At 43.3% G+C, this 20,461-nt stretch carries 13 protein-coding genes; 12 read left to right on the forward strand and 1 reads right to left on the reverse strand.

All coding sequences use genetic code 11. The features are described 5' to 3' along the window. Positions 1 to 44: 44 nt before the first annotated feature. The 10 genes from R7F07_RS15235 to R7F07_RS15280 all read left to right on the forward strand — a co-directional run bounded on the left by R7F07_RS15235 (position 45) and on the right by R7F07_RS15280 (position 18,435). Positions 45 to 7,949 (forward strand): Ig-like domain-containing protein, encoded by a 7,905-nt coding sequence (locus R7F07_RS15235; protein ID WP_318110534.1) that lies wholly within the window; start codon positions 45 to 47, stop codon positions 7,947 to 7,949. Further along, a complete protein-coding gene (locus R7F07_RS15240) occupies positions 7,946 to 10,117 on the forward strand; it encodes a type I secretion system permease/ATPase (protein ID WP_171342986.1) in 2,172 nt (723 codons plus the stop codon). The genes R7F07_RS15235 and R7F07_RS15240 overlap by 4 nt, the downstream gene beginning before the upstream one ends. Continuing rightward, positions 10,114 to 11,427 carry an HlyD family type I secretion periplasmic adaptor subunit gene (locus tag R7F07_RS15245; protein WP_047102180.1) on the forward strand — a complete coding sequence of 438 codons (1,314 nt, stop codon included), beginning with the start codon at positions 10,114 to 10,116 and terminating at the stop codon, positions 11,425 to 11,427. Before R7F07_RS15240 ends, R7F07_RS15245 begins: the two co-directional genes overlap by 4 nt. A gap of 15 nt (positions 11,428 to 11,442) precedes the next feature. Then, positions 11,443 to 12,756: a TolC family outer membrane protein gene (locus R7F07_RS15250; RefSeq protein WP_005377756.1), complete on the forward strand. Its 1,314-nt coding sequence runs from the start codon at positions 11,443 to 11,445 to the stop codon at positions 12,754 to 12,756. After that, the gene (locus R7F07_RS15255; protein WP_053303115.1) at positions 12,749 to 13,369 is read left to right on the forward strand and encodes an OmpA family protein; all 621 of its coding nucleotides are present in this window, start codon (positions 12,749 to 12,751) and stop codon (positions 13,367 to 13,369) included. Before R7F07_RS15250 ends, R7F07_RS15255 begins: the two co-directional genes overlap by 8 nt. Next, positions 13,359 to 14,201: a phosphate ABC transporter substrate-binding protein gene (locus R7F07_RS15260; protein WP_171342985.1), complete on the forward strand. Its 843-nt coding sequence runs from the start codon at positions 13,359 to 13,361 to the stop codon at positions 14,199 to 14,201. The genes R7F07_RS15255 and R7F07_RS15260 overlap by 11 nt, the downstream gene beginning before the upstream one ends. Before the next feature lie 178 nt (positions 14,202 to 14,379). Then, the gene (locus tag R7F07_RS15265) at positions 14,380 to 15,153 is read left to right on the forward strand and encodes a DeoR/GlpR family DNA-binding transcription regulator (RefSeq protein WP_064368373.1); all 774 of its coding nucleotides are present in this window, start codon (positions 14,380 to 14,382) and stop codon (positions 15,151 to 15,153) included. An 11-nt stretch (positions 15,154 to 15,164) separates the two neighbouring features. After that, positions 15,165 to 16,205, forward strand: coding sequence for an oxidoreductase (locus tag R7F07_RS15270; RefSeq protein WP_042522861.1), 1,041 nt, complete (start codon positions 15,165 to 15,167; stop codon positions 16,203 to 16,205). Continuing rightward, a complete protein-coding gene (locus tag R7F07_RS15275) occupies positions 16,202 to 16,672 on the forward strand; it encodes a heme-degrading domain-containing protein (RefSeq protein WP_033905228.1) in 471 nt (156 codons plus the stop codon). The genes R7F07_RS15270 and R7F07_RS15275 overlap by 4 nt, the downstream gene beginning before the upstream one ends. A 185-nt stretch (positions 16,673 to 16,857) precedes the next feature. Next, positions 16,858 to 18,435, forward strand: coding sequence for a sensor domain-containing diguanylate cyclase (locus R7F07_RS15280; RefSeq protein ID WP_005389121.1), 1,578 nt, complete (start codon positions 16,858 to 16,860; stop codon positions 18,433 to 18,435). Between the two features lie 51 nt (positions 18,436 to 18,486). On the opposite strand, the gene R7F07_RS15285 is transcribed toward R7F07_RS15280, so the two are convergent. Continuing rightward, entirely contained in the window at positions 18,487 to 19,044 is a 558-nt protein-coding gene (locus R7F07_RS15285; protein ID WP_033905229.1) for a DUF3750 domain-containing protein, read from the reverse strand. A 479-nt stretch (positions 19,045 to 19,523) separates the two neighbouring features. On the opposite strand from R7F07_RS15285, the gene R7F07_RS15290 reads away from it, so the two are divergent. Together R7F07_RS15290 and R7F07_RS15295 are read left to right on the forward strand one after the other, a co-directional pair. Next, entirely contained in the window at positions 19,524 to 19,886 is a 363-nt protein-coding gene (locus R7F07_RS15290) for a hypothetical protein (RefSeq protein WP_017634013.1), read from the forward strand. 35 nt (positions 19,887 to 19,921) lie between these two features. Continuing rightward, complete coding sequence (locus tag R7F07_RS15295; RefSeq protein WP_053350583.1) at positions 19,922 to 20,386, forward strand: GNAT family N-acetyltransferase; 465 nt, start codon at positions 19,922 to 19,924, stop codon at positions 20,384 to 20,386. Positions 20,387 to 20,461 lie beyond the last annotated feature (75 nt).

The raw sequence follows: 20,461 nt of genomic DNA on the forward strand, positions 1-20,461 counted from the left end.
GTGGTCTTGCCATTGATGATTTCCGTGAGGGTATAGTCACGGAAATGAGAGGGACAACCAGTGGTGTAGAGCAAGGTTTGGCAGTGACGATTCGGGTAAGTGACGGAGACAGCACGCTCAATTTTACTGGCCTTGTTGATGCATCAGGTTCGTGGACAGTAACCGGAATTGACGTAAACACTCTCAATCTAAACAGCACGTGGACCATTGAAGCTGAAGTGTTGGATGCCGCCGGCAACCATGCGGTCGATACCATGCCGACAATAGTGCTACCCGGTTCAACGGTATTTTCTGAAAACATCGTTGGATTTTTTGGTGAGCAAAGCAGCTCGGCAGCCATCAACATAGAAAATGGTGTGCCAGCACTGCATGCAGAGCAACCAAGTTTGAGCGCGCTTACATCGGTCGGTCAATCTATAAATGTTGTTGTTGCAGAAGATGGGTTGAGCTTACAAGGAACATCGACTGACGACCGATTAGTTTTCTCTGCAGAGGTCAATGATGATGGTACGGTTCAAATTACTTTTTATGAAGCGATTGATCATGGTGTAGGTCAAGATGAGCTGGTGACTAACGTATTGGTTGAAAGCATTCAAAGTGATGCTGACGGTACACAAGAGACGGTTGTGGCACCGTTAACGATTACTATTTATGACTCTGATCCGGTGATTAGAGATGACACATACTCAGTCGTAGAAGATCAAACAATTACGGGCAATCTACTTGAAAATGATATTGATCTTGATGGAACACTTTATGTGAAATTTGTAGAGGCTGGCGGGGAGCAGAAGTCAATTCTAGAGGGGGGATCCGTAAGTTTTAGTTTAGAAAAAGGCGAATTAACCGTATTTTCTGATGGCTCTTGGCAGTTTGATGCAGGTCGAAACCTAGATCATTCGGTCGAGCAAAGTGTTTCTTTCAGCTATTTAGCTGCAGATGACTCCCAAGACTATGGCTTGGCTAACGCGACGATTGATATTAGTGATGGACAAGCAGGTTACGTAGGCAATGCGACTATAGACGTAACAGAAGTCCCTTTGGATGGCCCGATATTGAACTTTGAAGGAACTGTTAATATTGTCGCGGGATCTGACAATCCGGATCCGAGTAGTTTGTATTTCGGTGGGTCATCTATTACTAAGTTAGAAGCATTAGGGCTTACAAGCTCAGTCTCTGATAATGAGCTTAGCTACACGTTAAGCTCTAGTGGAAAGCAAATTACAGCATTTGCCAATGGTGTCACTGTATTTACGTTAACATTGAGTGGCGTTGAATCGGGTAACGATGTATTAGCTTCAATTTCGCTTACTCTTGAGCACCCTATCGATCAATTCAATAGCAGTGATACGGTCACTTTCCCGTTGACCATTGGTGGCGTAGATTTAGATGCCACACCGCTTGTAGAGAATGAAATTGACTATGTTCTAAAGGATGGCGCAGACCCAACTTTAAATAATTTGAATGGGGTAGAAGTAAAAGAATCTGATCTCGCAAATGGAGGTGTGTTGAGCTCAGGGAATTTTCAAGTTGAGGTTGGCAGCGATTACCTCGAATCTTTGTCGTTCATCGTCTCTGAACAACCCTTGTTGACGAGTGGTGAACAAGTTGTGCTTTATCAAGTCTCTGCGGATGGCAAAACACTTGATGGTTATATTCTTGACGAAGATGGGCAAACTCAGATTCCCATCTTTCAAGCTATCCTCAATGCTTCATTACCTATTGATGCAAATGGCGACATTACCTACTCCTTTGAGCTTTTTCAGGCTCTCGACCAACAAGAAAATACTGATCCAAACGTACCTCTCGTTGTTACTGCAATGGACTCAGACCAAGATAACACGTCGGTCGTTTTAGACATTAATGTGATAGATAACGACAATGGACAAGCGCTAATCAATAGTGGCAATGTCGAGTTGACCGAAACACCTGTCGATACAAACATTGCTCCTGATGGTGTTTCAGCCATAGCGAATACGGATGTGATAGTTACGTCATCATTCGATCCGATTGTGTATCTGGGTGTTGACATAAATGATGGAGATACTGTCAAAACTACGCTTGGTGATGCTGTTACTTATAACGGAGAGGCTGTCACTTGGTACGATAACAATGATGGAAGCTTTGACGCAATTTCAGACACTGGAGACGTTGTATTTAGGGTCACGTTACCTAGTGACTTCTCTTTGCCATCAAATGATACGTCTACCGTTAATGTAACTGTAGAGCTTTATCACTCGCTTGACCATGTTTTAGGTGATGGGACGCAATTGTCGATCTCTATGCCCATCGTGGCGAGAGATTCTGATGGAAGCGAGATCTCTACGGAGTCCAACATACTGGTCTATGATGGCTTGTTTCCGGAACTAGTAATTACAGAGGGAATCACAGTCAATGAAAGTGGGTTGAATGATGATTCGCTTGATTCTGGCATCGAGGGCTCGTCACCATCCATTACGCTATTACAAGGTTCAGACTCTATCGCCAGTGTGAGCGTGAATATCGATATGTTCAATGTGCTCGGCTATAAAACAAGTAGTGGTAGCTTGGTTTCGCTTGATTCACCGGACTCGAATGGTTGGTTATATGCAAGAGATGAAAGCGAGCAAGACGTCTTTAGAATTAGATTTAATACCGATGGGACTGTCGAGTTTGATCTATACCGTGCACTTGAACACGATGAACCTGACGGTGTTCCAGCGGACGAGAACACATTAGAACTCAGTTTTTCAATTTATGCCGTTGATAAGGATGGCGACCAGTCTGAAGCTGAGACATATACCGTTAGTGTAGTAGATGATATCCCTGAAGACACAAGCTCACCAATAGAAATTGAACTTACCGAGGGGGATGAGTTTTCGGGAAACTGGTTTAGCAATAATGCCGACTTAATCAGTTCAGATGGCACGTTGATTTCAAGTTTGACCTATGCAGGTGAAACATACGATACGGCGAGTTCGGTATTTAGCAATGATGCTTGGACCATCGATTTAATCAATAGTAGTGATGGTAACTTAAAATATGGAACGCTGACTATTGCTCAAGATGGGACATTTACGCTAACTACCGAGCTTATTGTTAATACGCCTGTAGGTGGTTTGCTTGATGATCTAACGATAACTGTGACGGATGCAGACGGTGACCAAGCAAGCAGTGAAGCTCAATTAATTCTTGATGATGCCAGGGGCTTTATTCGAACCGTTAATGTAGATACGTTAGAAGATAATGGCGCGAATAATAGTGGAGACCCCACGCCAGTCGCGTTACCGATTAGAGTTTCTCCTGGGGATACGGAGAATAATGAGCGTGTTGAAGCGATAAGGATCTCTGTTGAATCTCTACAAGGAGGGGCTCTGTTTTTAGACGGAGTGCGCCTTGAAGATGATGATAATGACGGATTTATTAGTCTTTCTGGTACAGAGCTGATGGGGGTGGGTATATTCACCGTTCCAAATGGTGATCTCACTTATCAACCAGCGCTAAACCTGTCGGGCAACACTATCAAAGTTTCGTTAGCAGTGTCTGCATTAATCGTATCTGATGTCGAACCAGATGGTTTTGTACTACAAGGCAATAACACGTTAAATGTTAACGTTTTACCGGTTGCAGATTTGCCAGAGTGGTCTAGTGATTCGGACTTTTCTTATCAAAGTGTTGAAGATTCCGCTGAATCACTTTCACTCAATATTGTTGCTGAAAAGTTTGACCAAGACGGTTCTGAAACGCTCCACTACCAAATTTCGAATATTCCAGATGGACTTATGTTAACACTTAATGGAAGTGCTATTGAGGAAGGTAAAGCGTATAGCCAATCCGAGTTAGATCAAATTGAAATCACATCTAACGAAAACTTAGCCGGAAGATTTACTTTTGATGTAACGGCAGTAACGACTGAGTCGGGTAGTGTGTTTGCCGATGAGCAAGATAAAACAGCGGAGATCACTGAGCAAGTTGTTATCGATATATCTCCAGATGCCGATGTGCCTACGCTGACCGTTAAAAACATTCAGGGGCTTGAAGACCAAACGATTGACTTAAAAGATTACATCTTAGGGCGGCTCACTGACACAGATGGCTCGGAGTCTCTGTCTTATCGCATAGAAGTTCAAGATGGTTGGACATTGCCTGTCGGAGCTGGGATTACGCTTATCGGTATTAATACCTACCTAGTGACCTCCAATGCTCTAGCCAATTCGGAAGCGTTACTTCAACCAAAATCGGATATCAGCTCATTTACTGAATCTCTATCCCTTCAAGTAACCGCCATTTCAACAGAGTCGACTATTGATGGCTTAGCACCTATTAATGAAACCGCCGAGAGCCAATTTGCAACCATTGATATTAAGCTAAAAGGCGTGGTCGATGAACCAATTGTCCTAGATGGTGGACAGGGGAATTGGCAATATGATCAAGCGACTAAAGTAATTAGTAATCTCTCTACGTTAGACGAAGATAACCTGATACAACTGGATTTTATCATCCAGACATCAGATGACGATCTATCAGAAGAAATTAATATCTTGCTTCAGAACATCCCTTTGGGAACACAACTGACAGATGTAAATGGTGACCCTATTGTTCTTCCAATTGCTTACGTGGACCCAATAACGGGGCCAGTTTATCAGGTCTCAAACGCTGTTCTTGAAAACACTTACCTCAAAACAGAGCAAGATTTTAGTGGAACACTGAGCATGGATGTTATCGTCGTTTCAACAGAGCCGGATGGTGATTCTGCTGAAACCCCTCTTAAAGTGGAAATGGAAATCTCACCTATTGTTGATCAAACTGACGGTCAAGAATTACAAAGCAATGGTATTGAGGACAATTTCATCACACTAAATCTTGAGCCTGTCGTTAATCAAGATATAGATTCTAGTGAGTCCTTGACAGGATACACCATTGTATCCATTCCAGATGGCTTAACGCTTTACTTTGATGGTAATGCAGTAGAGGAAAGTAACTTACCGTTAGAACTCAATGAACTACTTGATGGTAGCTCGGCAACATTATCTGAGTTGTTAAACAGTGGACGAATCACTGTAAAAGCTAATGAAGACCTAAGTGGGACATTTAGCCTGGAAGTTCAGTACGAAGTGACAGACACGTCTCCGACGATGGAGACTGATGTAAAGGCAATCAATGGCTCTTTGAGCGTCGTGGTTTCTGGCAAAGTGGATATTGGTAATGAAGATATTGACAAAACACGTTTAGAAGGTGCGACTGAAGTATTCACAAGTACCGATGGGTCTGCTGTCGACGTGAGTGGAGGCATTACATTTACAGAAGCGGATATTGATGGTTCAGAGTATCTCGATTACATCGTTTTACAGATACCGCAGGGTCAAGACCTCATTGTTACTCATCCGAATGGTGCTTCTCAAGATGCCGATGGGAACTGGCTGATTCCAATGGAAGGAATCACAAGTGATAGCGTGTTGGAAACCGCTCAAGATTTGCTTGCTAGCGCATCGATTTATAGCCCATCTAACACAGAGATACTTGATGTGAATGTGTTAGCGTATGTTCGAGATGAAACGGATGCTCAATACATCACAGGTCAGTTCCAAATTCAAATTACTGGCCATGAAGGAGATGGAGACCAGTGTGCTGATCCTGGTGAACCAGGAAGCGTTCAAAGTGGGGATATTGTAGGTAAAGAAGGTGAAGATGTCTCAATTGGGGCGTTTTTAAACCCTGATGTGGCGAGTAGTGATGATAACTTAGTTTCCTTCTTTGTCGCCGCAGATTCTTTACCTGAAGGAGTCGAGCTTACTGGCGAAGGGGTGATACCTGCTTATGATAATGCGGGCAATCTGTTGGGTTATTCAATTTCTAGCGCTGGATTGTCTTCCTTGACGCTTACTGGCGTGGATGAGGACTTTGCTGGTTGCATTACTTTCAATTTAGAAGTGACAGAAACGGCCCCATGCGATGGTGACTCGAAAACAACCGCTCAGACCATTACGGTACAAATCTCTCCTGTTGTCGATGATATCGCGATAGCACCAAGCCAAGTTACGGTTCAAGAAGATACTATAACCAACCTGAATCTTGCTCTTGTATTGGGCGATAGTGAAGGACCAATGCAGTCCATTACTGGAGAAGGTGACGCAGCGACTGGCCTTGAAAGTGTCAATTGGGTTTCTTTATCGGTGTCTGACGAGAATGCGCGGTTTACTGCCGTGGACCCGAGCCTACTCATTGACAACGGTGATGGAACATGGGTAGTGACAGATGTTACGCGTCTAAACGAAATTCAGTTAATCCCACCTGAAAACTACAGTGGAGAGCTTGTTATTTCCGTTGACGCAAACATTACTGATGAAGTCACGGGAAGTTGTTTAAGTACTGACAGTGCGAAAGATACTCAAACTAAATCAACAGAAGTTACCGTTACCATTGCCCCAGTGGTTGATAAAGCGGTTCTGGAAACAGAAGACGTAGTTGGTGATGAAGATAATTATATTTATTTAGGAAACTTATCTGCATCATTAATCGATCAAGATGGTTCTGAGTCGATGTCTTTGGTCATGACAGGAGTGCCAGACGGAGCCGTGTTGGTTTGGGACAATAATGGGACGTTCGAATTACTCCCTGATAACGGTTCAACGGATGGTGAGAGCAAGGAGTGGCAGCTAACTCAAGCACAACTTGATAAGGTTTACTTTCTACCGCCACTAGATTTTAGTGGGGATATTTCACTAACACTGCAAGCTATTACCCAAGAGTCTGGATCAAACGACTATAACTATACCACTTCTCAGTTCAACGTTGGCGTAAAACCGATTGGCGATGATGTATCGTTGAATACAACCTCTAACACGTTCACTGGAGATGAAGGTGATTCCATTTCGATTGACTTTTTAGCGAGCGGTTTTGAAACAAATAGCAACGAATATATAGAAGTGTCGATGTTGATCAAAGCAAGCTCTGAACCCTCTGCATTGGAAGGCTTAGGTAGGATTCGTATTGGAACTCAATTCTCATCCTTTACCTTCGATGACGCGGGCAATGCCGTGGCGACGGTATTAGTGCGAGCAAATGAAGTGTCAGGTTTGGAGTTCGTTCCGAAGGATGCATTTGGAACGATGGATGTTGCTCTCAATGTTAGAACGTTTGATCAAGCGATAGTGTCAGGGAAACTCGAAACCGATTTTGGAGATGTGCAAAGCACCGATCTAACCATTGTTGTTACCCCTGAAGCTGATGAGCCAACACTAACGGCCGATTATCAGTCTATTGTGTCTGAAGCGTCTGGGAGTATTCCTTTAGGGTTGAGCATGAATTTAGTCAACCCTGCACCAGAAGAGTTTGGAAGTGTGGAGATTCGCGGATTACCAACAGATCTAGAGTTGAGTCATGGTGAAAGATTGAACGGCATTTACACTGTTGATCAAGAGGATGTCGCTGATCTTTCCATCGTTGGCGGGTTTAGCGGTGCAAGTGATTTTACGTTGTCGATAAAACCGATTGCAACACTGGGTGCTACAGTCGCAGAAGGTGCTGCTCAGGTAGTCAATGTTGCCTTAGTGGAAGAGGGTGACCAAACATTACTTGCGACAGATGCTAATGATTTGCTTATTGGAGGAAGTGGCAGCGATGTATTCCAGTTTGATAGTTCAGGGCTCGGTAACGAGTTAAAGCCCTCGTACGATGTGATCAACGATTTCCAAATATCCGCTGTTGGTGATGATAATGACACAATTGACATTGCCTCGATAATCACCGCTACCTCGATAACAGAAGTCGATAATAAGCTCGATTTAACAGAGAATGATGATGGCGTAACGCTTCACATAAAACCAGAAGAGACGGGGACAAAACAACAGATTCTTATGCAGGGCGTCACTCTTGATCAGCTTTACAAAGGTGACTCGACTGGCGTAGCCGAAGAAAATGTCTTACAGAAGATGATTGATGACAACAACTTGCTAGTAGGTGGTATGTCATGAAGCATCACTCATCCTCATCAAGTGAGCTGACTAACGATCCTTGGGGGCATTCGTTAACTTGGTTGATGCGTTATTTTGAGGTTAGACACCATACAAAAAAGGTGCTTTCTGGATTACCTCTTGTTGAGGGTAGATTGGATGTTGACTTATTCATCAGAGCCGCTGAGCGAGCCGATCTTGAACTCACATTAATCGATTTAAAATCCACCGCAATGTTGAGCTTTCCATTGGTGGTAATCAATAGGAAGACGTTACAACCCGCTATTATATCTGAGCGACATAACAGCGATTATCAAGTCACGTTATTTAGTGAAGATCAAGGTGAAACGCAATACGTCACGAGCGCGGAACTGCATAATCAATTCCAGCCTCAAGCATGGCAAGTTTCTATGCGTCCAGAGCTGGACAAACGGATAAGTTCTATTCAAGCGGATTATAATGAACATTGGCTTTTCGCCGTAGTGAAAGAAATGTCTCCGTGGTATCGAGATCTTTTGATTGCCTCTTTCCTTATCAATACGCTAGCGCTAGTTATTCCGCTTTTCACTATGAACGTTTACGATCGTGTAGTGCCTAATCAAGCTTTCAGTACATTATGGGTTTTGGTCGCTGGTGTCTCCGTCATCATTATTTTTGATTGGCTATTGCGTAAAGCAAGGGGAGTTGTCACTGATACCGCGGGTAAGTACATCGATAACAAGCTTTCTTCGATACTTTTTTCTAAAGTTATGGGGATGAAACTTGAACACCGTCCTGCATCAGTCGGTGCATTCGCTCGACAACTACAAGATTTTGATAGTGTTCGCGATTTTTTTACTTCTGCATCTCTTGTGACCTTAGTTGATCTCCCATTTACGTTGTTATTTTTAGTCTTAATAGGTTGGCTAGGTGGGGCAATGATGTTCATACCTATTGCCGTCATGTTTACCCTGCTGATCCTTGGCTTTGCGGTAAAAGCAAAAATAGAACAATCACATACGGAAAGTGCTGCACTATCCATGAAGCGACAAGCTCACTTGTTTGATTCATTGTCCTCTTTAAAAGAGATTAAGCAAAATAACGCTACGGGAGAAGCACAAAAGCGTTGGGAGCAAACGGTATCCATGCTTTCTGATTGGCAAAATCAATCGCGAAACTATTCGAATATCGTTGCTTACTCCATTCAATCTAGCCAGCAGATAATTACCGTAATGTTACTTGTAACAGGCGTGTACAGAATTTCTGAGGGATTGCTCAGCATGGGGGGGCTCATTGCTATTGTCATGCTTAGCGGTCGTGCTGCAGGGGCGATTAACCAGTTAGCTATGCTGTTACTTCGCTATCAACAGACAAAAACAGCGGTTGAAGGCTTAAATTCTATCATGTCTTTACCTCAGGAGGTGCAACGCAGTCAGGTCATTACGTCTGCCGAATTTACAGGGAATATACGTTTAGAAAACGTGAGCTTCCAATACCCAGATGTTGATATGCCATGTTTGAGAGATATTAATCTTACTATCAAGCAAGGCGAACGCGTTGGCGTTATTGGTAGTGCAGGAGCAGGAAAGTCAACACTCCTTTCCATTATGACCAATCAACTCAGTGCCTCACAGGGCAGCGTTTATTTCGATGACATTGACAGTCAGCTTTGGCCTGCCGAATTGATAAGAGAGAAAACGGGTTGGGTTGGCCAAGATTCGCATCTTATATACGGCAGTATTATGGAAAACATAGTATTAGGACATCATGTTATTGATCAAGAACGATTACGCCGTGCGATAGAATTATCGGGTTTGAACCAGTACATGAGTCGCCTTCCTCATGGTCTAGAAACGCAAGTCGGAGAAGGAGGGCGTTATTTGTCGGGGGGGCAAAGGCAAGCTGTAGCGATTTCAAGAGCTTTTTATCGAAACCCAGCAGCATTAATTTTAGACGAGCCAACCAGTTCCTTAGACCAGCCAGCTGAGAATGCGTTGTTTAATGCTCTTAAATCGTTGCCGCACTCGACGACGATGATTATTAGCTCTCATAAACATTCCTTATTATCGCTTTGTGATCGAATTGTTGTGCTTGATAAAGGCACAATTTTGAGGGAAGGAGCGCCCCAAGAAATTTTTGCTAAACAACAGTCTAACGCGAAAACGAACAGAGTACGCGCAGTATCAATTGTACGCGAAGGAGGTCAATGATGAGCACAGTTCGTTGGAGTAATGCTCATTTAGCAAACCGTTCGAGAACGTTGATTTGGTTGTCTGCCGCGTTAGTGCTAAGTGTGATTATTTGGGCCTCGTGGGCGAGGTTAGACGAAGTGGTTGTCGGCGAAGGAAAGGTTGTTCCTACTTTGTCTGTTCAGACGATTCAGAGCTTAGAGGGAGGTATTCTAAAGGAGTTACTTGTCATGCCTGGTGAAAGCGTCACTAAGGGGCAAACCATCGCTATTCTGGATGATACAAGGTTTAAGTCGACCTATTCGGAGACCTCTGAACAAGTTGAATCTTTGCTCGCCAGAAAGCAGAGGCTTCAAATTGAATTAGAAACGGTAAAAGTGAATAGCCTCCAACTGGATTGGAAACAACAAGTGAGTATCGAGCCTCAGACATTTGATATTTCGATGACCGGCCACTCTGCCTATCTGAATGCCAAAGCAAACTATCTTGAGCGGTTGAGCCAACTGGAGTCTGAGCTGGAGGAGGCTAAATTGCGAATTGAGCAACAATCGCAAGCTTATCTAGATACCTTGAATACCATTCAAACACTAAAAAGCAGTCTGGTTATTGTCTCGAAAGAGCGAGATATGCTGAGAGAGGTGGTTTCTAGTGGCGCGGTAGCTGAAGTGGAATTATTAAAACTGAATAGAGACGTTATAAAGCTCAAAGGAGACATCGCGAGTTCACAAGCTGCTGCCCAAAAGCAAAGGGCTGTGTATTCTGAATCCATCGCAGATTATCGTGGTACTGCGCTTGCTTTTAGGGCAGAGGCACAAGGGCAGCTCAATGAAGTTGTGACGCAACTAGCGCAGCTCAATGAAAGTCGTCAGGCGATTGCGGATCAGTTGAATCGAACGCAGTTACTTTCTCCGGTCGATGGAACCATCAAAGATGTTTTTGTCAGAACCATCGGAGGTGTGGTTAAGCCGGGTGAGCCTATTTTAGAAATAGTCCCTCGTAATAGCACGTTAATCGTTGAAGCGAGAATTTCTCCTCAGAATATCGCCTTCATAAGGCCTGGCCTGCCGGCAACGGTAAAGTTGTCTGCCTATGACTTTGTCATTTACGGAGGCCTAGAAGGAGAAGTGACCTACGTAAGCGCCGATGCACTTCAAAATGAAGAGGGCAATGCCTACTACCGTGCCAACGTTACTTTCAAGGTTGATGATAAGTTTACGATCATCCCGGGAATGCAGGTTGTGGTAGACATTCTTACAGGAGAAAAAACAGTACTGAATTATTGGTTAAAACCTATATTACGTGCGAAAGAGAATTCGCTCAGAGAAAGATAGACATAAGGATATAAGATGCGGCTTAAATCAACGTTATTGGTCTTGTTTGCAGTATCATCGTCGCCAAACGCTTTGACTTTAGAAGAGTCAGTTACGTTATCTCTCGATAGCTCCCCCAGTTTGCTTGCTCGCTATTCTCGCTATGAGTCGATGGTACGAGACCGAAATGCCATAAATGGTTCATTTCTTCCTCAGGTTAATTTGTATGCAGCAGCAGGGTACGAAGGTACTCGATATAACAACGGAAACTACATCGACAGTGAAGATAGAACATTAGAAAGAACGGAGATGGGCGTAAGAATCTCCCAACTGTTATTTGATGGATTTAAAACAAGTGCTGATGTTGATCGCCTATCTTACGAGGCTGAAGCTGAACGCTTGGACTTATTGGCATCTGCGGAAAATGTTGCATTAGATACTGTCAGAGCGTATGTGGATGTTTTACATGCCCGAGAGTTGATGAAACTGACAGAAAGAAACCTAAATGAACACCAAGAGATCTACCGTTTCATTCTAGATAAAAAAGAAAAAGGTTTAACCAGCAACTCCGACTTAGCGCAGGTTTCTTCGCGTGTCGCGACAACACAGTCCTCATTGATTGCCGCCCAAAACAATCTTTCCGATGCTAGAACAAGATTTGTACGTTTGGTTGGTCGAGCGCCGCAAAACTTAGTTGAACCTGTTTACCCGCAGGAGTTGCTTCCGAATAAGCTTGACGAAGCACTCAAACAAGCGGTTAGGTTGCACCCATCCATACAGTCAGCGATGAAAGATTTAGAGGCGGCTCGACATGAAGTAAAAAGAGAAAAGGGGGATTACTACCCAGAGCTCAAGCTTGAGCTGTCAGCCAACAAAACAGACAACGTGGATAATATTGAAGGCATTAACGAAGATGCAAAGGTTATGCTGACGGTCAACTACGATCTTTTTAACGGCTTTTCTACAGACTCCCGAGTGGAGTCATCTGCCTGGCGAGTAGAGGAGGCGAGGGCTATTCGAGCAAATGCAGAACTAGATGCGAATGAAGGTGTAAGGCTGGCATGGGACGCACATACATTGCTTCAACAGCAAATGGAGTTTTTAAAAGTCAACGTTGATGCGGCGAAAGTAACTGAATTAGGGTACATCCAGCAGTTCAATGTAGGGCGACGCAGTTTGTTAGATGTATTAGATGCCAAAGTTGAAACGTTTGTTGCGAGACGGAACTACACCCGAACAAAGTACGATCATTTGGTTGCCACTTACCGTTTATTCAACTCGATGGGGATTCTGACTTATGCGTTGCGAGTTGAGTATCCAGAGAACTGGAAGGAGAACAATAATGGATAAATTCGCAGTGACGAGTCTTCTAGTTTTCATGTTAGCAGGCTGTGCTGAATCACCGAATACGACGTTGACCACTTACCAGTACAACGACCTTAAAGACAATGATAGTGATGGCGTGATAAACCAACGAGATAACTGCGCAGATACGCCAAAAGGTGTGGTTGTTGACAGTGAAGGCTGTGCGAATTGGGTCAACGACTCGCAGACACACCTGATCAGCTTTTTCTTTGCGATGGATGAGCATCAGGTAACGCCATCTCATGATATGCCGCTAAGCGAGTTGAAAGCACTGCTTCAGAGTAACCCAAATGCGCAAGTCATACTGATAGGAGACACAAGCCCTGAAGCGTCACTCGAATACAACAAAGCGTTGGCAAAGAAAAGGACGGCAGCTATACGAGAATTGCTAGTGAGAAACGGCATTCAAGATAATCGAATTGAAGAGCAAGAGTTTTATCAGAATACGGCATTGACGGTACAACTAAAAAAACGGGAAAGGCGCACAATTGCTGTTGTAAACACGAAAGCTGAAAGTACTGAACAAGCGTGGACTATATTTAGTTCGGACAGCGAGTTGACACCTAATTCGAAGTTGGAGCTGAATTATGAAAATTAAAGTCTTGCCTTTCCTTGCTCTAACTTCATGTTTGATTTCACCGCTGGCATTTTCTGACTCTGAGGCTCGAACATCGATTTTTGTCGAACCAGAGATACTAGAAACGATAGAAACATTGATAGATGAGCCAAGTGTAAATGTAGCGCTTGCATCTCAGTCTGGTGGTTTTAACGACATGCTAAATGACGGAGCCTCTATTGCGATCACATCTAAGAAATGGTCAGATGAAAACATCTCCCGATTTCAACGAGAAAGAGGCCACAGGCCTACACGTTTGTTTTTAATGGCAAACGCTATTGTCGTAATCAATAGTCAAAAGAGTACGGTAGATAGTGTTTCCGTTAGTGAATTGAAACGCTGTGATGCAAATACGTATGCTTTCGGGGAGATGCGTTTAAGTAACCCAGATGTGAGCTCTAATGGTTGTCAATCATCGATTCAAATGCTTGATGAAGACCGATTTAAACGGGCTTTAAGCGACGACTTTTCAGCCAAAGCTTATATGCGATACTCCGATTTTAAATACTCAGAACAGTGGTCGAGCTACAAGGCTCTCTCTGTTCATCATAACGATGACTCATGCTCTTTGAGCACAGATTGCATCTATTCTCTTCGCTATCCATTTTCCGTGGTCTATTACGTTTATATAAATAAACAATTCGACACTAATCAGAAGATCAAAAAATCAAAGCTATTTGAACTCCTTACAACCGACCACAATACACAACAGGTACGAAATGCTGGGTTTATTCCACTACCAAAAGCGCTTATTAAAAGAAATAGAGTGAAGTTAGGGCTAGATGAGCCAGTTGTTTTAAACGGGTATAAATAAACTTCATACGCCTAACTATGTGGGCTTGAGTGAACGTACCGTCCTAGGAAGTTTTGCCTTGCTGCTCATTTATCTTTGGTTAACCTTTGGTCAATTGAGTTGGTTGTAAGTGGTTTTGTTGGTAATTTTTCTATTATTGTGGCAAGTTCACTTAAAATCACTTAAGTGAATTTAAGTTATGACACAAGAAGAAAGACTCGTAGCACTCAGAGCGAAGCTGGAGCAGCAAAACAAAGTAACGTTGTCTGAAGTTTGTGAGTACTTTGGTATCTCGCGAGATTCAGCTCGCCGAGACTTAGTTAAGTTGAGTCAGCAACCTGGGTTACAAAGAATACGAGGTGGTGTCATGCTTGCGCCGATCTCTTCCCATACCGAGGCATACGCGAGTCGACCCGTGAGTGACGTTAAACATCGACTGGCTCAAGCTGCCGCAGCGTTGTTGGATGAGCGCGACCATCTTGTTATTGATACCAGCACCATTTTATCTCTGCTCCCACTCTATGCAGGAAAAGCGCGTTGTGGAGAAAACAAGCTCAACGTCGTTACTAACAGCATTGATGTGCTGACCGCTGCTGAGACAAACGACACAATGGACGTTTATTTCTTAGGCGGACACTTTGACCCTTATTCCAGAGCAGTTTTAGGGGCGCAAGCAGAGCAGCAAATGCAGCATTATCACGTGAACAAAGCGTTCATTGGCGTGTGTGCATTGTCATCCCGAGGGCTGACAACAAATAGTTTGTTAGAAGCAACAATGAAACAAGCGATGATTGCTCAAGCTCAGCAGGTCATTGTCGTTTGTGAATCCCGAAAAATTGGTAGCGACAATTTCCACCACGTATGTGATTTGTCAAAGATCGACATCATTATTACCGATCATCCCCCTCAATCAGATTTTCAACAACTCCTCGATCACAATGATATTGAATGTATTGTTGTGTCACCGAAATAAGGAATCTTAGAATGGCTTACGATCCCGTAAAAACCGCTGTGATTGGTTACGGATATTCAGCAAAAACGTTTCATTTACCCTTCATTAAAGCGCTACCAAATTTAACGCTGAGCGCGATAAGCTCTCGTCAACAGGAGGCGGTTCAAAATGATTGGCCAGATGCTAAGTGGTTTTCTGATGCGAATACTTTACTCGATGATAGTGATGCAGAGCTCGTAATCATTACTGCGCCAAATGACGTACATTACGAACTTGCAAAGCGTGCGTTGAACAATGGGAAACACGTCATCGTCGAGAAACCGTTTGTTACTCGTATAGAAGACGGTAATGAACTTATCGCCTTGGCGGAAGAGAAAGGTCTAGTGCTGAGCGTTTTTCACAATAGACGTTGGGATGGAGATTTTCTCACGGTTAAATCTCTTATCGAACAAGGTAAGTTAGGTGATATAAAGCTGTTTGAGTCACACTTTGACCGTTACCGCCCTGAAGTTCGTCAACGATGGCGAGAGCAGGCTCAAGATGGCGGTGGTATTCTATTCGACCTTGCTCCTCATCTTCTCGATCAAGCATTGGTGTTGTTTGGCTTGCCAGATGCGATAGACGCACAATGTCGAATGATGCGTCCGGGCGCGACGACGATTGATTATTACAACTTGATACTTCATTACCCTGAGCATATTGTGCACTTGCATTCAAACTTGTATAGCCCAGAGCCGAATCTCCGCTACAAAGTATTGGGTACGGAAGCTAAATATGAAAAGTTCGGATTAGATCCTCAAGAGGGCTACTTAAAAGAAGGCCGTTTGCCGGAAAACGATGCTTGGTCGGAAGAAGATGAGGTGTTATACGGCGTCCGTTACGACGAAGACGGTGCGCAAACTATCAAAACGGAGAGAGGCGAGTACCAAGCTTACTTTGTTGGTGTGGCAGACGCCATTCGTTTGGGCACTGATAACCCGGTTCCTGCCGCTCAAGCAGTACAGAATATCGCTCTGATTGAGATGGCATTGGAAAGCAGTAAAACGGGTAAAACGATTCAGGTGAAACCATGAGTTTGACGCTTGAACTCGTGGCCCTGCAAGAGCATGAACTTCAGTTGGCGGAATTTAATCACCATATTGCGTGGTCTATCGGCCTCGCTCTAAAAGAAGAGGCTGAAGCTCGCGGCGCGGCTGTTGCTATTGAGGTTTACGGCTTTGGACAAACGCTATTTCAATACGCGATGGCAGGAACCTGCGCTGATCATTTAGATTGGGTCCGTAGGAAGCGAAACTCAGTATTAAGGTATGGCCACAGCTCTTACTATCTTTCTCTGTACAACAAGCAAAAGCAACGTGATTTCGAAAATCAGCCTCATCTCGATGCTCGTGAGTACTGCGCTCATGGTGGCGCGTTCCCAATTCGGCTTTCTGGGTCTGGTTTGGTTGGGGTTGTGACGGTATCGGGTTTACCGCAGTTAGATGATCATCAGCTAGTTGTGGATATATTAAAAACGATGACAGAGACAAAACCCTCTTAAACGCCAAATATGAAAGTAGCACGGTTTCTTTATCGTGCTACTGAATTCTCTTTTTAGCTCATAAAGTGTTCTTTAATGTGAGCAAATATTAACATTGATCCCAACTTACTACCTGAAAATCAAATCAATTTCATATAACCTATACGCTCATTCATATAGAAAGCCTTCAAAGTTGGCCATTGGCAATGTCTTTTAGAAGAAAAGAAAAACTCAATCTTAGAAATCTTATTGTCACCCTATGTGTGTTCAGTGTGCTTGTCACTTTGATCAACGCATTCTACTCGATTTATCGTGTTCAAAGGGATCTCATCATCAATAACACGTTAGAATCAAACCGTGTTTACGCCCAAAAAATGTCTGAAATGACAGACTCTTTCATAGAAAGCTCAATGTCGCAGCTAAAATACAGTGCGAACGTGCTAAAAGACAAGATGCATGACGCTCAGCTTCTTGATAAAGAGGCTGAGAGATTAAGAACGCAAACCAAATCATTTAACTCTGTGGTTGTCGTTAATGCAAAAGGGGTTATTATTTCTGTATCCCCTGAAACACTTCAGGTGAAAGGTGTAAGGTTAGTGGGTGAAAGAAAACGCCAGTCTTTAAACGCTCAAGCACCGGTTGTTACTGAACCATTTATATCGCCAGCTGGAAATTACTTGTTAACCATCTCATACCCTATATTTTCTCAATCTAATGAATATTTAGGTTATATCGGCGGCACTATTTATCTAGAAAAAGAAAATATTCTTGCAGAGTTACTCAGCCAGCACGCATACAAAGATGGTTCTTTCCTTTACGTTGTCGATGAGAGTAACACTCTGATTTATCACCCAGATCAATCGAGGGTTGGTGAAGTAATCGACGATAATGAAGCAATCAAAGCGGTGACGATGGGGCAGAGCGGCAACAAAGAAATTGTTAACTCTCGCGGCGTCGAAATGCTTGCTGGTTATGCGCCAGTAAAGTCATCAGGATGGGGAATTGTTGCTCAGCGCCCGAAATCGATGACGTTATCTGTGCTAGATGAACAGATGTGGAATGTTTTCCTTAAGTCGATTCCAATTGGTTTATTAACTTTGTTGCTAATTTGGTTCTTGTCCCTTCTTATTTCTAGACCACTTTGGCAGTTAGCGGGTGCTGTGCGAGGTGTCGAAGAACATTCATCATCTATCGATGATCTCAAACTGGTTAAGTCTTGGTATTTTGAGGTCTCACATTTGAAGCTTAGCTTTCTTAAAGCATTTGGTATCGTGTCAAAAACCATTGATAAGCTGCAACTGGATACATTAACAGATTCGATGACTGGATTATTGAATCGACGTGGATTAGATAAAGTTCTTGGTTTGTTTAAGCAGGAAAATACCGCGTTCTCTGTTTTGGCGCTAGATATTGACCACTTTAAGAGCGTAAACGATAACTATGGCCATGACGTGGGTGACAACTTACTTAGAGAGTTTGCGCAGTTAATGAAAGACCAAGCTCGCTCTAATGATCACCTGTGTCGTTCTGGCGGTGAAGAGTTTATGATGTTTTTGGAAAAAACAGACGTAAACCACGCTATGGATGTTGCAGAGCGTATTAGACACAACGTGGAACAACATGACTTTCAGGTGGTTGGTAAGGTCACGGTTTCGTTGGGCGTTTCTCACTGGAAAGGCAATGACACACCAATTGAAGCGGTAATGAAAGACGCCGATAATGCACTGTATAAAGCGAAACATAATGGAAGAAATAGAACGGAGTTGGGTGACGACGCACAATAGATATTGCGCTTTATGCTGAACATAAAACGAGCCAGTGACTAACCTTTGCTGTTAATCGCTGGCGTAACCGCTACCAATTGCGCGAAACGGCAAGTTTAGCTCTAACTCTGGAATTTGTTTACCCACCCAAGCCGGAAATGTATTGCTATTTGGCCCTGGAAACAGCGTATATTCTTCAGCCCAAGGGTATTGGTTAATAACACTTTGTATTTTAGGGATAAGCTGGCGGGCCTTTTCACCTTGTATGGAGAGGATCTTTTCTGGTTTTGCACCATACCAATATCGATCTGGCGTCCCAGTTTGGTACTGATATAGAGCGGGTTGTCCGCGATTCACTCTCCAGCCGACTACTTCATACACTGTATATTCGTTCGCATTTTCAGGCTTTATTGCAAACCATGTATGAACAGCAAACCAGCCTCGCCAACCAAACGCGTCTGCGGCGTAAAACTCAATCACAGCATGCTTAACATTGGAAGGATCGGGTGCGATACCCGCAGGTTCTCTGCTAGCGGTACGCCAATCTCCTTGAGTGCATCCACCCAGCATAACCGCGATTGACATGAGCCAAATTTTTACATGGTGAGTAAAGTTGAGAGGGTCTTTCATTTATTGCTCCTAGACCAACCGATGCTGGTAACGCTCTATTGATTTTAGCTATAAAAACGTGGCAAGTCTGATTGTTGAAATCCTCTCCTTATTAAAAGAGAGAGGGAAGTTAGTGCCATAATTCCAGTTCATACGTAATAATAAGGTAAGCCGATTTGTAACATGTGGCATAGACGATGCCGTATTTCTCGAACGATTCGTCTAGTTGCGTATGAAAAAGTAAGAGGTTGTATGTATTCCTTACACGACCACATGAATTAAAAGCATTAAAAAACAGAGGTTTACAGTGGATTTTGACTAATTGAGTGAGTTTGGGACCCTCACATTGTCTCACATTTGCTTGTTTTGGGCGGAATTTTCATCGCTCATCTTTTTGCGCGTTTAGAGTCAGCGTTCAGCTATGGCACAATAGGCTCTCACAGAACAAGTGCTGTTTGGTCATGCAAATAGCAGAAAAATAACTAGAAATAGAATAATTAATGTTTAAATCAAAAAGTATACTCGCATTAAGCATGTTCGCATTTGGCTGTTTTGCCAATCAAGATAGCGAACCAACGTCCGTTGTGCTGAACTATGGTGATTCCTCCATCAGTACTGATATTCAAGCCAATCGAAAATTTCATGTTGTCCGAGACAATGAAAGTGAGCACGTAGAATTTTCCGGCGGAATCACAAAGGAGTATTCCGATTATATTGTGAATATTCATATCATAAGAAAAAGCAATATACGCAGATCAAGCCGTGAGCTGAATACTACCGTATTGATGAACAGTGATCAGATTGGGAAGCCTTTAGTGATTGGCATTGAAAATGATGAGTTCACTAGTATCACTTTGCGTTAATGCTTAGTATTTATTGAATAGGAATGAGGAAATTGATGCTCTCAATACGCTGTTATCGCACCGAGGATGCCCCAACACTGTGGGCACTCTTTTACCATACTGTGCGAATCATTAATCGTCGCGATTATACGGAATCACAAGTTTCCGCTTGGGCACCATCAGATTTTGACCTCGATGTGTGGCAACGAAAAATGGACGATATTCAACCATATGTCGCGGAGATAGAAGGGCAGGTCGTTGGCTATTGTGATTTGCAAGGTGACGGTTTGATTGATCATTTCTTTTGCCATCATGAATACCAAGGACAAGGTGTTGGTCGTGATTTGATGTCTTTTCTTTGTTCACAGGCAAAAGTACAGGGGATAAAACGACTGTATTCTGAAGTGAGTATTACCGCCCGACCTTTTTACGAGAAAATGGGTTTCACAGTTAAGTCTCGACAACGTGTTGAGGTTAGGGGAGAAACCTTAACTAACTTTATGATGGAAAAGTATATTTAACTTAAATAGTGAGCTTGAACACAGATATAAAATGTTTTCCAATGTGAAAACGAGTTCATTGATCTCGCACCAACG

This window comes from Vibrio sp. YT-16, assembly GCF_033337405.1.
Taxonomy (GTDB): domain Bacteria; phylum Pseudomonadota; class Gammaproteobacteria; order Enterobacterales; family Vibrionaceae; genus Vibrio; species Vibrio alginolyticus.